Here is a 14,806-nt window from a genome sequence, read left to right on the forward strand (position 1 = left end):
AATCATCTAAAACTTTGTATTGAGTTATACCTTCGTCAGTCGTAATGGCAATAGACCCCTCATCTATTCGGTAATCTTGTCTACTTCCATCCTTAAAGTGCATATACATGCTGAAAACCTTAATTTTTTCTTCAATTCTCCCACCATTGTAAACACGCATGTCACTGTTTAAGAGGTCATAAACCTCACTCTCATTCTCAATTATAAACTCTCGGTTATCATCAGGTTTATGAATTGTTAAGTTGTCAAAAAAACCTCCTGTTATTACTGCTGGGCTTTGACTAATAACTAAGTAATCAACTTGTTCAAAGTCCTCTTCATTTTCTAAGTGATCTTTAACCACATGTGAAAATGTAGTCGGTAAGGAGGTTAACGATATATTAAAATAAAGCATAACAAGACTAATTAAAAATATAAATCCAAGACCAAACCAGGTTACTTTATCCTTTTTTGACATAATCAACTCACTCATTTTCTGACTTTTCTTTATGTTATTATAATTGATTCATGCGTACAATACCCATACAAAAATAAAACACACTTAAATACCGAGTGAACTTATTGAAAAGTTACTATGTCCCTCTCTCCCTTAACAACAAATTCATACTAAAAAACGCCTGAGAAATGCAGGGAATCAACGTTTTCCCTTACAATTCTCAAGCGTCTGTTCAAACTTTATTCTCACAAAATGCCTGATTTGTTATGACTTTTTTATGAATGTTACAACTTTATTGTTGGGTTACAATTTCCTCACTAACTTCGCAACAGACTCGACATGGTGCGTTTGAGGAAACATGTCCACTGGTTGAACTTCTTCAACTTTATAGCCGTTCTTCACTAAGTACTTCATATCGCGTGCTTGTGTTTCTGGGTTACACGAGACATATACAACACGCTTTGGCTTAAGCTTTACAACACTTGATAAGAAGGCTTCGTCGCTGCCGTTTCGGGGCGGGTCTAAGATGACGACATCGGCTTTCTCACCGTGATTAGCCATTTGGACCATGAATTCGCCAGCATCGCCTTGATAAAACCTAGCATTATTCACACCGTTACGCTTTGAATTACGAATCGCATCACGAACGGCATCTTTGTTTGACTCGACACCAATCACTTTTCCTGCTTTTTGACTTGCGATCAGGCCGATTGTGCCAATTCCGCAATAAGCATCAATGACAGTCTCTTTACCAGTCAGTTCAGCCATTTCAACTGCTCTGCCATATAGCTTTTCAGTTTGAGCAGGGTTAATTTGATAAAAGGACTTCGGTGAGATCTCAAATTTCATCCCACATAATGTGTCAGTAATCGTTCCTTTTCCAAACAGAATCTTTTCTTGATCACCAAGCACCATACTCGTGTCTTTGTCATTAATATTTAAAAGGATCGTTGAGATTTCAGGATGTTCTTTTCTTAACGCTTTAACGAAATTGTTCTTTCCTTTAAAGATCGGTGAAGCAGCGACTAAGACGACCATAATTTCTCCACTTGTTTTACCGACTTTAATGAGGACGTGTCTTAAAAAGCCTTGTCCTGAATCTTCGTTATATGGGATCATTTTGAACGACTTCATCATGCCTTTAATCGTATGGACGATTTGATCTGCTTTCGGATCATGGATGATACATCGATCCATATCAATGATGCGGTGTGTATTTTGTGCATAAAGTCCACCGATAATTTGGCGGTTTCTCGTTAGACCAAATGTCATAGTATTTTTATTGCGGTAATCCCACGGGTGATCCATCGCCATAATTGGTTGTGGCTTCACGAAAGGCTTCATTAAGTGATCGACCGTATTTTGTTTTAATTGATCTTGTGCTGAACTGTTCATATGTTGAAGCTGACAACCACCGCAGTCATAATAATACGGACATGGCGGCTTTGCGCGGTCTTTAGACGGTTTTAAGACACGTTTCAACTTTGTGTTATAGTACTTCCCTTTTTTCATGATTGCAATTTCTGCTGTTTCACCAGGTAAAAGGTAAGGTACTTTTAATTGCTTTCCTTCCCAATCGACAAGACCCTTACCATCATTGGCCAAGCCGTTACACGTCAATTCGGCTGTCACAGCTTCTTTGCCTTGATTAGGTGGATTACCTTGAGGTTTCGCCTGATTTTTTGGAGCAGTATGGTTCTTTTTCTTACCGTGTTGCTTTTGCTCTTTATTTGACTTTTTAAATGATGCATTATTTTTACGTTTTGACATAAGCACTACCTAACTTTTTCTAATCTTTGACATCTCATTATATACTACCCTAAACCGATAGTAAAATAAGACGTTAGTTTAGGAAGCTGCTTGTTGTTTAACTGATTCGTTCTGTACAACTTTAATGGTACTGTTCGCTTCTTTATAAGCTAAATAGACAAAGAATACAGCAATAATTAAATAAGCCACTGCATAGTCTGGCGCTGCATTGATCGCCAACTCAGGTGCGTGCATGAATCCGACAAATGATAAACCTGCTGCGATAATTGAGAACATGGCCGCCTTAATGAATTGTCGGTCGATAACAAACACTGTGATCGCACCTAAAATGATCGCTGTAAACATCGCCCCTTCCCCAAGTGGGACAATTCCTTCAGAGATTTCAGCAACTGTTGCGCCGGCATCTGCATTAAAACGTGTCATGACGTAGTTTGCGAAATATGGTAGCATGGCGATCGTAACAGCTGGGAAGTATTTCGTTTTATTCGATTGGAAAGCTGTTCCAACCATTGAAAGTCCGACAAATACTAAAATAGGCGCAATAGCAGCTAATGGAATAATTGCAGATAAAGCGGCAATGACACCTGTTACGGCTGCAAGACCAAATACAACAGCGTTTAAAATACTATAACCACGCCCTGCTCCCATTTCTTTTGAACCAACAGATGCAATGTAGACTGTCGTTGGGAATAAGCCACCAAAAATCGAACCAAGCATTGTACCAACACCGTCTACAGCTTGACACTCACGGACATCATAACCATCACCAGCAGCATCCATCGCATCGACATTGTTCATCGTCTCGATCGAGTTGTATAGTGTAATCGGTAAAATGACAGCTAACAACCCAACTAAAGCAGTAAATAAGTAACTCATGCCATCAAATGCTGCCAGACTTGGAATGAGTGGGTAAAACCCTACATTAGAAAGCCCTTCTGCAATTTGTCCTGTTGATTGATAACCTAACGTAAAAGCTAAAACTGTTCCGATTACGATCGCAAATAATGTCGGTGGAATGTTAAATGGCATGGCAATCTTACCAATAACACCGACAATAATGATGACGAGTGCGACAAGGCCAACTACTGGGATTGAGAACGTATTAAATAACATCTCACCAGCAACAAATGTAAGAGCTACACCAGCAAGAGCACCTAATAAGGCTGCTCGTGGAATTTGAGCGCGAATCCAATTTCCTGCGACACTTGCAATAACTTGTATTAAACCACTAATAAATGCTGCTGCAACAGCAATTTGCCAAGCAAGTTGATAATTATCCGTCAACGTATAGGCAGGGACTAACACCCCAAATAAAAACACAAACATTACAGGCGTACTAATTCCGTACGATAACGCTGTAACATCGGTCCGCCCTTCTTTTTGAGCTAGTCGTTTTGCCATGTAAGCGTAGTAAAGATTTCCGACGATCACTGCAACTGCTGCACCAGGAATTACTTGCCCAAATACAATGCTCACCGGAAAACCTAACCCTAACATCGTCACCGCGATAATAACGAAATTCGCTAAATTGTTTTGAAATAAGGCGAAAAACGCATCGGTATCTTCTTTTTTAAACAATGGATAATTTACAGTTTGATTCATGATTAATGCTCCTCATCGTTTATTTTGTCGCTAGTTCTTCTAAAAATGACACTTTCGAACCTTCTAATGAGTGAATCCGAGCTAATGATTCAACTCTATGTCCCTCTCTTTCAAGCATTTTTCGTCCTTCTTGAAAGCTCTTTTCAATGACAATACCAACACCAGCAACAGATGCGCCCGCTTGTTTGACTACATCGATTAACCCAAGTGCAGCATTTCCATGCGCTAAAAAATCATCAATTATTAATACGTGATCATCAGATGATAAATAGTTTTTCGACACTGTAATGTTGTTCATCTCTTGCTTCGTGTAAGAGTAGACACCACTCGAATAAATGTAGTCTGTCACTGTAAGAGATTTTTTCTTACGAGCGAAGACGAGTGGAACGTCTAATTCATTTGCAGCCATAAAACTTGGCGCAATGCCTGAAGATTCAATCGTTAAAACTTTTGTAATCTTACTATCTTGAAATCGACTAACAAACTCTCTTCCAATGTTTATCATTAAATTTGTATCGATTTGATGGTTTAAAAATTGATCAACCTTCAACACGTCATCAGATAATACTGAACCTCTTTCTATAATCGCTCGTTGCAACTGCTCCATGTTTGTTCCTCCTTTATTCGTCTAAAAACTTCTGTAAAAATAAAAAAAGCCGAATGCCGTCAACCACTTTGACTAAAGTGATTTCAGACATTCGACTTAGCTATTAAAAATTAAGTACGAAAATAACCAGGAATTTAATACGCCTAAATTAAGCATAAGCTCCCCGAGTATCGAAACCACTTGTAGTCAAGTTATTTACGGTAACTTGGTAGAGACTCGTGGACCTTATTTCCACTATTATACAAGTAGGTATTTATTAAATTGTTCGGTTATAAAGAAGATTGTATTATAAAAGTCTATTAATTTGAACCCCTAATGTTAAAAAAACGAACAAAAGAATTTTCTGGAAGTTAGTTTATTGAATGTTGGTCAAATTAATCTGCAAAAAAACCGCTAACATGCTCAAATCGTTGAACATATTAGCAGCCAATTCCTTATATTAGAACCAATTTAACGGTTCAGGTTTTACATTTTGTAAAATATGCTTCGTTTCAGTATATTCTTCGATTCCTAGCTTACCTAATTCACGGCCGATGCCTGACTGTTTATATCCACCCCATGGTGCGTGTGGGAAGTAAACGTTGAATTCGTTAATCCAAACTGTACCCATGCGCATTTTTGCCGCACAACGTTCAGCCTTCGCGATGTCTTTTGTAAACACACCACCAGCTAAGCCGTAAATGGAATCGTTCGCTAGTTTTACTGCATCTTCTTCAGTCTTAAACTTCTCAACTGTAATAATTGGACCGAACGCTTCATCTTGAACGATGTCCATATCCGTTGTACAATCCGTGAAAATCGTTGGAAGGTAGAAGAAGCCGCCTTGTAGTTCTGGATCTTCTGGACGCTTACCACCTACAGCTAATGTTGCACCTTCTTCGACTCCTCTTTCAACATACTTTTCTACTTTTCCAAGGTGTTCAGCAGAAATGAGTGGTCCCATTTGTGTATCGTCATCAAAACCACTGCCGATCTTAAACTGCTTCACACGTTCAACTAATGCGTTAACTAAATCATCGTGAATGCTTTCTTCAACGATTAATCTAGTACCAGCTGAACAAATTTGTCCTGCGTGGAAAAATACACCGTTTAATGCCTGGTCAACTGCTAATTCGAAATCCGCATCAGCAAAAATAACGTTCGGGTTTTTACCGCCTAATTCAAGAGCAAGATTCTTCATGTTAGAACTTGCTGCTTGCATAATTTTCTTACCAGTATCAATTCCACCTGTAAAGGAAATAAGATCAACGTCAACACTGCTTGAAAGTTCAGCACCCACTGTAGCACCAGAGCCAAGTACTAAGTTAGCAACACCAGCAGGAACACCCGCTTCTTCCATTAATTCAAATGTCTTCAGTGTTGTTAGTGGTGTAATTTCACTTGGCTTCATTACTAACGTATTACCTGTTACAAGTGCTGGCGCTAACTTCCAAGAAGCTTGTAGCAATGGGTAATTCCATGGCGTAATTTGTCCACATACACCGACTGGTTCATGAACGACTTTACTAATCGAATTCGGCATTGGTGATTCGATCATTTCGCCGCCGTTTTTATCCCCAATGTCTGCATAGTAATGGAAAACACCAGCAATATCATCCATGTCTCCGCGACTCTCTTCTACTGTTTTACCTGTGTCTAGCGACTCCAGACGTGCTAACTCTTCACGGTCACGCTCAATGAAGTTAGCGATTTTACGTACGATTTGACTACGTTCAATTGCAGGAAGTGTTGCCCATTCGCCGTGATCAAAGGCATCACGCGCTGCAGCGATTGCTTCTTTAGCATCAGCGTCATCACCTTCAGGAACAGTTGCAACAACTTCTTGATTGTATGGATTAATAATGTCACGCGTTTGACCTGACTTAGCATCTACCCATTGACCATTAATGTATTGTTTCAGTTTTAAATTCAAAACGATCAACTCCAATTTATGAAATTTAATGATAGCTATAAGAGGCGCTGCCAATGCCCCTTTTCCTCAAGCATTTCAACAGCGCCTATTAAGTTTAAATTAGCTCTCTCTTGCACCAGCATCTACTGGGTCAACTTTATGACGGTAATAATCTAAATGAAGTGGCTCTAATGGCTTCTTACCACGAATTAAGTCTGCTGCTTTTTCTGCAAGCATTAAGACAGGTGCGTGGATATTACCATTTGTAATGTGTGGCATAGCTGATGCGTCAACGACACGCACGTTATCTAAGCCATGAACTTTCATTGATTCCGGGTCTACTACAGCCATTGGGTCTGATTTAGGTCCCATTTTTGCTGTACAAGATGGGTGAAGTGCTGTTTCAGCATCTTTCTTAACCCAGTCTAAAATTTCTTCATCAGTTTGTACATCAGGTCCTGGAGAAATTTCACCTGAATTATACTTCGCCATGGATGGTTGTGACATAATTTTACGAGTGACACGTAATGCTTCAATCCACTCTTGGCGATCGCGTTCTGTTGATAAATAGTTGTACACCATACTTGGGTACTCTTTCGGGTCATTTGATTTAATTTTAAGGGAACCACGAACATCTGAATACATCGGACCAACGTGTACTTGGAAACCGTGTTTCGTTTCAGCTTTTTGACCATCATAACGAACCGCAAGTGGTAAGAAGTGGAACATTAAGTTTGGATAATCGACTTCATCGTTAGAACGGACGAAACCTCCACCTTCGAAATGGTTCGTTGCAGCTGCACCTTTACGCGCTAATAGCCACTGTAAGCCAATCCATGGCATTTTCACTTTACTTAAGTTTGGTTGTTCAGAAACAGGTTCTGGACAAGCATATTGAATATACGCTTCTAAATGGTCTTGTAAGTTTTCACCGACACCTGGTAAATCAACGACAGGTTCAACACCTACTGATTTTAAATGTTTTGCATCGCCAATTCCTGAAAGTTGAAGTAGTTGTGGTGTATTAATCGCACCACCTGCTAAGACAACTTCGCCCGCTTCAACTTGGTGTTTTCTACCGTTTCGTTCATACGTTAATCCTTTTGCGCGACGGCCATCAAAATCGATGTTTGATACAAAAGCACGTGTTTTAATCGTTAAGTTTTTACGATTTTTAATCGGGTGTAAATAAGCACGTGCCGCTGACATACGACGACCATTTTCTAAGTGCTTATCAAATGGGCCAAACCCTTCTTGACGATAACCGTTAACGTCAGGCGTACGTGAGTAACCCGCTTCTACAGCTGAGTTGAAAAATGCTTGGAATAGTGGGTTTTTAGCAGGTCCACGCTCTAAAGTGAACGGACCATCTGTACCACGGTATGGATCATTTTTATCCGCTGCTGCGGTATTTTCTAAACGTTTGAAATACGGAATGCAGTGCGCATAATCCCAAGACTCCATACCAGGTTGTGAACCCCAACGCTCATAGTCCATTGGGTTACCACGTTGATAAATCATACCATTGATTGAACTAGAACCACCAAGCACTTTACCACGAGCATGCTTAATACGGCGTCCATCCATATAAGGTTCTGGGTCAGATTCATACATCCAGTCATATAATTTCTTACCAGCTGGGAATGGTAAAGCTGCTGGCATTTGAATTAATAAATCCCATGCAAAGTCTTTACGTCCCGCTTCTAGTACGAGAACACTTTTACTACTATCTTCACTTAGACGGTTGGCTACGACTGAACCAGCACTTCCGCCTCCTACAACTACGTAATCATATCTTTCTGCCATATGAAAAACCTCCTTGAATATCTTTAACTTAAAGCAAGGATGAAAAGTAATATATAAATGGGGGTATAAATAACACTTAATAAATGAATCATCCGTTGCGTTAATTTTATTAAATTTTTTCTTAACGAATTTAACAACATAAATATAACACACGACTAAAAAGCTGTAAACTGTGAAGTAGCTAGATTATTAAATTTCTTTTTAATAGAGTTCTTTAGGTATTCGGAGAATGGGCTTTTGGAGATACTAGATGTGAAGTGATTTTTTCACATCTATGAAAAACGACTATTTAAAAGTTGGCTACCACGACATAAACTATGGAGTGCAAAATGTTATAATAGACTTAATTGAAGTTACGAACCTTAAAGGGGGATCAATTTGATTAACCAAGCAGTCCATACACTCAACCACTACTATGGGTTCTCTTCTTTTCGCCCTGGACAAGAAGAAGCCATTCATTCAATTTTAAACGAAAACAACACGTTAGCGATCATGCCTACAGGTGGTGGTAAATCGTTATGTTACCAGATTCCTAGCCTCGTTCTAGACGGTACAGCGATCATTATTTCCCCACTTATATCATTAATGAACGATCAAGTTGAGGCATTGAACGCAACCGACATTCCAGCCACCTACATAAACAGTTCACTCGATGGATCCGAACAACAACATCGACTGAATGAAATGATAAACGGCAACTATAAAATGGTTTACGTCTCACCGGAGCGTTTTGAAACACCTCATTTTTTGAATATGCTAGAAAAGGTTGACCTTTCCTTAATCGCATTTGATGAAGCGCACTGTATTTCACAATGGGGTCATGACTTTCGACCAAGTTATCGTTCTGTTGTCCCGTCCATAAAACAACTTTCACAACAGCCACCGACTATTGCTTTAACAGCGACAGCTACACAACAAGTCATTCATGATATTAAAAATCTATTAAACATAAATTCAGAGCATACGGTTGTGACAGGCTTTGCCCGTGAAAACTTGAAGTTTAAAGTCATTAAAGGCGTTAACCCAAATGATTATTTGAACGATTTTATTAGTACACATTTAAATGATTCAGGCATTATATACACCGCAACACGGAAAACGACTGATCAAATCTATGAAACTTTAAAGGAAAAGGGAATTGAAGTAGCACGATATCATGCAGGTATGTCAAAAGAACAACGTCAAGAAGCACAAGCAGCTTTCATATCAGATGATGTCCAAGTCATGGTCGCAACGAATGCATTCGGTATGGGAATTGATAAATCAAACGTCCGTTACGTCATACACTATGCCCTTCCGAAAAACATTGAATCGTATTATCAAGAAGCCGGTCGTGCTGGGCGTGATGGTGTGGAAAGTGAATGTCATTTACTTTTTTCACCGAGAGACATTCAGCTACAAAAATTCCTCATTGAACAATCAGACCTTGAAGAAGAACAGAAAAGAGGTGAGTACCAAAAGTTACAAGACATGATTGCTTATTGTCACACGACGCACTGTTTGCAAGGTTACATTTTAGATTATTTCGGGGACCGTCAAGACTTTGAACAATGCGGAAAATGCTCAAACTGTCTTGATGATGGTCACAAAGAGGATATGACGAAAGAAGCTCAAATGATTTTATCATGTGTAAAACGCATGAACGAAAAGTTCGGCATTACACTAACGGCTAAAGTACTTAAAGGGTCCAAAAGCCAGAGAGTGACCGATTTTAAACTCGATCAGCTTTCAACATATGGCCTGCTAAGCCACTATACAGAAAAAGAGATTACTAATTTAATCAACTACTTAGTCGCTGATCAATATTTACAAGTGACTGATGCACAGTTCCCTGTGTTAAGACTTACAGCCAATGCCATTCCTGTTCTTAAAAATGAGGAAAAAGTGTGGATAAAAGTTCCTGAACAAAAGAAAGCTGTGCAAGCGGGCTATTCTGAAGAACTCTTCCAGGCATTAAGAGAATTAAGGAAAGAAATTGCTGATGAGCAAAGCTTACCGCCATACATGATTTTCTCTGATGCGACGTTAAAAGAACTGGCACGTCATGTGCCCGCAACACAACCTGAAATGCTACAAGTGAAAGGAATTGGGGAAAAGAAATACGAACAATATGGCGAGCCATTTCTAACTAAACTAAAAGCATTTCGAGAAGAGAACGAAGATGAAATTATGGCCAATCGAACGGTTGAACCCGCTCAGCCAAAACTCAAGAAAGAAAGGAAAGACAGTGACAAACCAAGTTATTTAGTTTCTTATGAGCTATTTACAGAAGGCAAAGACATTGATGAGATTGTTGAAGAACGATCACTTGCGAAAAGTACCATCTCTAGCCACTTATTCAAAGCATACGAAGAAGGACATCAACTTGATCTAGAGCGATTTTTCACAAGTGAGGCGGAACAACAGATTTTAACAGTTATTGATGAGTTGAATTTAGAAGAGTTTCGCTATAAACCAATTAAAGATGCATTATCTGATGACATCACCTATACGATGATTAAAGCTGTTTGTTTGAAGCATGAGCTTATATAAAGATAAAACGCCTGAAAGGAACGGGGAATAACCTGTTGCTTTCAGGCGTTTTTACACTCACTCAATAAAATCCAACGTTATCGTTTCTTCTATCTTAGTGTTTTGGTCTCCCTCTCGCCATTTAAAATCAACAATCATATCTGCCATCCGTTGTGGTGGATTAGACTCTTCTTGATTCCCATTCCAAGAGACTTCCACTTGTAGATCGATGCTGAGTTCATCAAAACTTTCTTCACTCACAGAGTAATAAGCTCCATCTTCATCTTGAGCCAAGCTTATGAGTTCCCCTTCAGATTATCTTGAATTTCTTCCTCAACATTTGATACTAACAAAAATTGAAGTGTGCCATCATGTCGCTCTCTTTTATCTACTATTGTACCCTCATGCACTTTTTGAACATCTTCAACATTCTGATTCGACTGTCCGCACCCGCTTAGAAGAACAGTCATAATCATGAATACAATAACTTTCTTCATCTTAAATCACTCCTTAAATTTAAACACAAAAAATATTGAAACTTATTAAAGCTAAAGCCTTCAATCTTTCAGTTATTGTTGCTCAATGGTTTGCATATGTACCACTCTATGATCTGATTATGGTCCATATAATCATGAATGAAACTATCAGGATACAAATTAACAAAACCTTTACACGCAGTTAACATAAAGCTAATAAATAGAAAATATAATGTAATTAAATGAACCATTTCAAAATTTTGAAAACGCTGTAGTGTGTTTTCGTATGGAGTTTCTTTTGACCTGTGAAAAGTGTACATAATTGGAGGGGGAGGGTTATTATGACGGACCAAATTGCTGCAAAGCAACTGATGGATCCAGCATCGCGTGACAAGGAAAAGCGAAAGAAAGCGCGGAAGAATTTTTGGACAGCCATGCTGTTCATGTTACCTGCCATTGCAATCATCGGTTTTTTCTTATTTTATCCAATGTTTAAAACGCTCTACTTTAGCTTTTTCGTCGTTAACTCACGTGGAGATACAATTTCATTTGCTGGGCTTTCAAATTACTTATACTTATGGGAGTCTTCATCATTTCGAACGAGTATGAAAGCGACATTCTTATTTGCTCTTTATACGGTGCCAACAACTATTATAGTTTCGTTATTCTTAGCCGTCATAACGAATGAAAAGGTACGCGGGATTCCATTTTTCCGTGTTGCATTTTCTTCAACGCTAGGGGTATCAGTAGCAGCCGGTGCGACGATCTGGTTAATTTTATTACATCCAAGTGTTGGGGTATTCAACAACCTCCTCGCTGGAATTGGATTTGATCGAATCGGATGGTTGACGTCTTCAACATGGGCACTTATTTCAGTCTCGATTACAACGATTTGGATGAACTTAGGATTTAACTTCATTATTTTACTAGGTGGATTACAGAATATTTCTGAGGAATTATATGAAAGTGCGCGTGTCGATGGTGCAGGGTATTGGACACAACTCTTCAAAATTACGATCCCTTTATTATCGCCAACACTCTTCTTCGTAAGTGTTGTGACGATTATTAACTCGTTCCAGTCATTCGGCCAGGTTGACATCTTAACAGGTGGTGGACCGAATAACAGTACGAACCTCATTGTTTATTCGATTTACAGGGAAGCTTTTGAAAGTGGATTCTTTGGAACAGCGAGTGCGCAAGCCATGATCTTGTTTGCTCTTGTATTAATCTTAACGATTATTCAATTTAAGTTTGTTGAAAAGAAGGTGCATTACCAATGATGCGAAAAGTCATAATTTACATACTACTCATCATTTCAGCATTCTTAATTACCTTCCCTGTTTTATACGCGGTTTCAGCCAGCTTTATGACAACACAAGAGATTAACCGCGGGGCATTATTGCCTTCAAGTATTTCATTTGATAACTATGTGCGAGCCTTTACAAGTGTCCCACTTTTCCATTTCCTAATGAACAGTTTTATTGTCGCATTTGGGGTTATGGTCGCACAGTTAATTATTTGTAGTTTAGCTGCTTATGCAATTGTGTTTATCCCATTTAAGGGTGCGAAAGTGATGTTCTTCCTCTTTGTGTCAACGTTATTAATCCCTTGGGAAGCAGCATTCTTAACTAACTACATTACGATTTTAGATTTCGGATGGGTAGATACGTATACCGGACTCATGGTGCCGTTCTTTGCGACAGCATTCGGGATTTTCCTGATGCGGCAGCAGTTTATGACATTGCCGAAAGAGCTTTGGGAGTCTGCTCAAATGGAAGGATGTTCGCATTTTCGTTTCTTCCTTTCGTTTGCAATGCCATTATCGAAACCAATTTTAAGTGCACTAGGTATTTTCGCATTCTTGACGACTTGGAACATGTACTTATGGCCGCTTCTATTAACAAACAATGATGATGTGCGTACGGTACAAATTGGTTTGAAAATGATGATCTCTGCAGAAACCGGTACAAACTGGAACGTTGTTATGGCTGGGGTTGTCATGGTCTTACTACCAACATTGATTCTTTTGGTCTTGGGCTTAAGTCACTTGAAACGCGGTTTGACGCAAGGGGCCATAAAAGGATAAATTACTCTATTTGACAAGGGGGAGATTTTGTGAAAAAGCTATTTAGTTTGGCTGTATTAGTCATTCTTTCTGTTTTCCTATTAGCTGCATGTGGCGGCGATGATCCAGATGTGCCAATGACAGATGACGGTGAACGTCTAGTAACATTCTGGCACGCGATGGGTGGCGGACCAGGTGAAGCAATTGACGAAATGGTTAATAGCTACAATGAATCTCAAGATGAAATCTACGTTGACGCTGTTTATCAGGGTAGCTACGAGGAACTTCTAAACCAGCTACGTGCTGTTGGTGGAACTAGTGAGGCGCCATCAATCGTACAGGTTTATGAGGTTGGAACTCAGTACATGAGCGAAAGTGGATTCATTGAGCCACTTCAAACGTTCATCGATGCAGATGACGATTTCAGCGTTGATAATTTAGAAGAAAACATACTGGGTTACTACCAGTTAGATGGCGACCTTTACTCAATGCCATTCAACACGTCTAACGCGATCATGTTCTACAACAAAGACATGTTCCGTGAGGCCGGCTTAGACCCTGAACAGCCACCAAGAACATTCAGTGAGGTACAAGAGTACTCTCAACAGCTAAATGATGCTACAGGTGAAGCTGGATTCGCAATTTTAATTTACGGTTGGTTCTTTGAGCAGTTACTTGCGAACCAAGGTGGCCATTACCTTAACAACGATAACGGCCGTTCTGCAGTAGCAGACGAAGCGTTAGTTAATGGTGAGGAAGGACAACGTATTTTCGAATGGTTAAATGAAATGAACGAAGCGGGTACACTTGGTAACTTCGGTCGTCAATGGGATGATATTCGTACAGCATTTGCGGCTGAAAACGTTGCGATGTACCTTGACTCAACAGCAGCAACTCGTGGAAACGTTGAAGGCGCTGACTTTGAAGTTGGTACAGCATTCTTACCAGTTCCAGATGGTATGGACCCACAGGGTGTGATTGTTGGTGGAGGTTCTCTATGGATGACAAACGGTATTGCTGATGAAACACAGGAAGCAGCATTTGACTTCATAAAGTACACAGCTGACCCAGAAGTTCAAGCTGTATGGGCTGGAGCGACAGGATACTTCCCAATTTCACCTGAGGCGTATGATAACGAAATCCTCCAGGACATTTATGAAGAATACCCACAGTTCACTACAAGTGTTGATCAGCTTCAAAATACAACATTAACGCCTGCAACTCAGGGTGCGTTAATGGGTGTCTTCCCAGAAGCACGTAACGTTATTGAGAATGCAATTGAAGCACTTTACCAAGGTGAGGACCCACAGGAGCTTCTCGATCAAGCAGCAGCTGATATCGAAGAACAAATTGAGCGTTACAACCAGCAGCAAGGTAACTAATTAATAAATCATGGGGAGGTCTCGCTTTGTCGGGGCCTCTTTTTCTTACATAATGTAATTAGAGGAAAGAGTGGACCCGATGTCTATCGCTATTCTACTAACTGGAGCGTTTCTTCAGTTAGGATAGGTATTGAAGTCAAGGCGCAGATTGGTTTATCAGATCCATTGCAGCATTAGATCAAAATACAACTAAATTTTAAGATCTAAGCCTTATGTTAATTTAAACTCGAGATGTATAGAATAAAATGTCTGCATGCGGT

Annotated in this window: 12 protein-coding genes and 1 riboswitch; of the genes, 4 read left to right on the forward strand and 8 right to left on the reverse strand. The window is 39.6% G+C overall.

The genetic code is table 11. The annotated features are described in order from the left end of the window. From A194_RS17905 to betA, 6 genes are all read right to left on the reverse strand, one after another. Positions 1-457: hypothetical protein (locus A194_RS17905; protein ID WP_040402559.1), on the reverse strand; the 457-nt coding region annotated here is incomplete at its 3' end. 282 nt (positions 458-739) lie between these two features. Continuing rightward, entirely contained in the window at positions 740-2,206 is a 1,467-nt protein-coding gene (rlmD, locus tag A194_RS0108420; protein ID WP_017186406.1) for a 23S rRNA (uracil(1939)-C(5))-methyltransferase RlmD, read from the reverse strand. A gap of 78 nt (positions 2,207-2,284) precedes the next feature. Further along, positions 2,285-3,808 (reverse strand): SulP family inorganic anion transporter, encoded by a 1,524-nt coding sequence (locus A194_RS0108425; protein ID WP_017186407.1) that lies wholly within the window; start codon positions 3,806-3,808, stop codon positions 2,285-2,287. Between the two features lie 19 nt (positions 3,809-3,827). Continuing rightward, a complete protein-coding gene (locus A194_RS0108430) occupies positions 3,828-4,415 on the reverse strand; it encodes a xanthine phosphoribosyltransferase (protein ID WP_017186408.1) in 588 nt (195 codons plus the stop codon). 163 nt (positions 4,416-4,578) lie between these two features. Continuing rightward, a riboswitch (purine riboswitch) is annotated at positions 4,579-4,680 on the reverse strand. 174 nt (positions 4,681-4,854) lie between these two features. Continuing rightward, positions 4,855-6,327: a betaine-aldehyde dehydrogenase gene (gene betB / locus A194_RS0108435; RefSeq protein WP_017186409.1), complete on the reverse strand. Its 1,473-nt coding sequence runs from the start codon at positions 6,325-6,327 to the stop codon at positions 4,855-4,857. A 99-nt stretch (positions 6,328-6,426) separates the two neighbouring features. Then, complete coding sequence (gene betA, locus A194_RS0108440) at positions 6,427-8,112, reverse strand: choline dehydrogenase (RefSeq protein WP_017186410.1); 1,686 nt, start codon at positions 8,110-8,112, stop codon at positions 6,427-6,429. Positions 8,113-8,490: 378 nt separating this feature from the next. Here betA and recQ point away from each other — a divergent pair, with 378 nt between their 5' ends. Continuing rightward, positions 8,491-10,644, forward strand: coding sequence for a DNA helicase RecQ (gene recQ, locus A194_RS0108450; RefSeq protein ID WP_017186412.1), 2,154 nt, complete (start codon positions 8,491-8,493; stop codon positions 10,642-10,644). Positions 10,645-10,701: 57 nt separating this feature from the next. Here recQ and A194_RS0108455 read toward each other — a convergent pair whose 3' ends face one another. Then, complete coding sequence (locus tag A194_RS0108455) at positions 10,702-10,917, reverse strand: hypothetical protein (protein ID WP_017186413.1); 216 nt, start codon at positions 10,915-10,917, stop codon at positions 10,702-10,704. A 2-nt stretch (positions 10,918-10,919) separates the two neighbouring features. Further along, positions 10,920-11,120: a putative periplasmic lipoprotein gene (locus A194_RS0108460; RefSeq protein ID WP_017186414.1), complete on the reverse strand. Its 201-nt coding sequence runs from the start codon at positions 11,118-11,120 to the stop codon at positions 10,920-10,922. Between the two features lie 320 nt (positions 11,121-11,440). Here A194_RS0108460 and A194_RS0108465 point away from each other — a divergent pair, with 320 nt between their 5' ends. From A194_RS0108465 to A194_RS0108475, 3 genes are read left to right on the forward strand one after another with little or no spacing between them, the layout of a single operon-like run. Further along, the gene (locus A194_RS0108465; RefSeq protein WP_017186415.1) at positions 11,441-12,379 is read left to right on the forward strand and encodes a carbohydrate ABC transporter permease; all 939 of its coding nucleotides are present in this window, start codon (positions 11,441-11,443) and stop codon (positions 12,377-12,379) included. Further along, complete coding sequence (locus tag A194_RS0108470) at positions 12,376-13,185, forward strand: carbohydrate ABC transporter permease (protein WP_017186416.1); 810 nt, start codon at positions 12,376-12,378, stop codon at positions 13,183-13,185. The genes A194_RS0108465 and A194_RS0108470 overlap by 4 nt, the downstream gene beginning before the upstream one ends. A gap of 29 nt (positions 13,186-13,214) precedes the next feature. Beyond that, positions 13,215-14,546: an ABC transporter substrate-binding protein gene (locus tag A194_RS0108475; RefSeq protein WP_017186417.1), complete on the forward strand. Its 1,332-nt coding sequence runs from the start codon at positions 13,215-13,217 to the stop codon at positions 14,544-14,546. The last annotated feature ends 260 nt before the right edge of the window (positions 14,547-14,806 follow it).

Source organism: Alkalibacillus haloalkaliphilus C5, from assembly GCF_000269905.1.
GTDB classification, from domain to species: Bacteria; Bacillota; Bacilli; order Bacillales; family Alkalibacillaceae; genus Alkalibacillus; species Alkalibacillus haloalkaliphilus_A.

Bases quoted from the DNA above. Each gene is read 5' to 3' on its own strand.
- rlmD (WP_017186406.1), bottom strand. From the start codon at position 2,206: ATGTCAAAACGTAAAAATAATGCATCATTTAAAAAGTCAAATAAAGAG.
- A194_RS0108425 (WP_017186407.1), bottom strand. From the start codon at position 3,808: ATGAATCAAACTGTAAATTATCCATTGTTTAAAAAAGAAGATACCGAT.
- A194_RS0108430 (WP_017186408.1), bottom strand. From the start codon at position 4,415: ATGGAGCAGTTGCAACGAGCGATTATAGAAAGAGGTTCAGTATTATCT.
- betA (WP_017186410.1), bottom strand. From the start codon at position 8,112: ATGGCAGAAAGATATGATTACGTAGTTGTAGGAGGCGGAAGTGCTGGT.
- A194_RS0108460 (WP_017186414.1), bottom strand. From the start codon at position 11,120: ATGAAGAAAGTTATTGTATTCATGATTATGACTGTTCTTCTAAGCGGG.
- A194_RS0108465 (WP_017186415.1), top strand. From the start codon at position 11,441: ATGACGGACCAAATTGCTGCAAAGCAACTGATGGATCCAGCATCGCGT.
- A194_RS0108470 (WP_017186416.1), top strand. From the start codon at position 12,376: ATGATGCGAAAAGTCATAATTTACATACTACTCATCATTTCAGCATTC.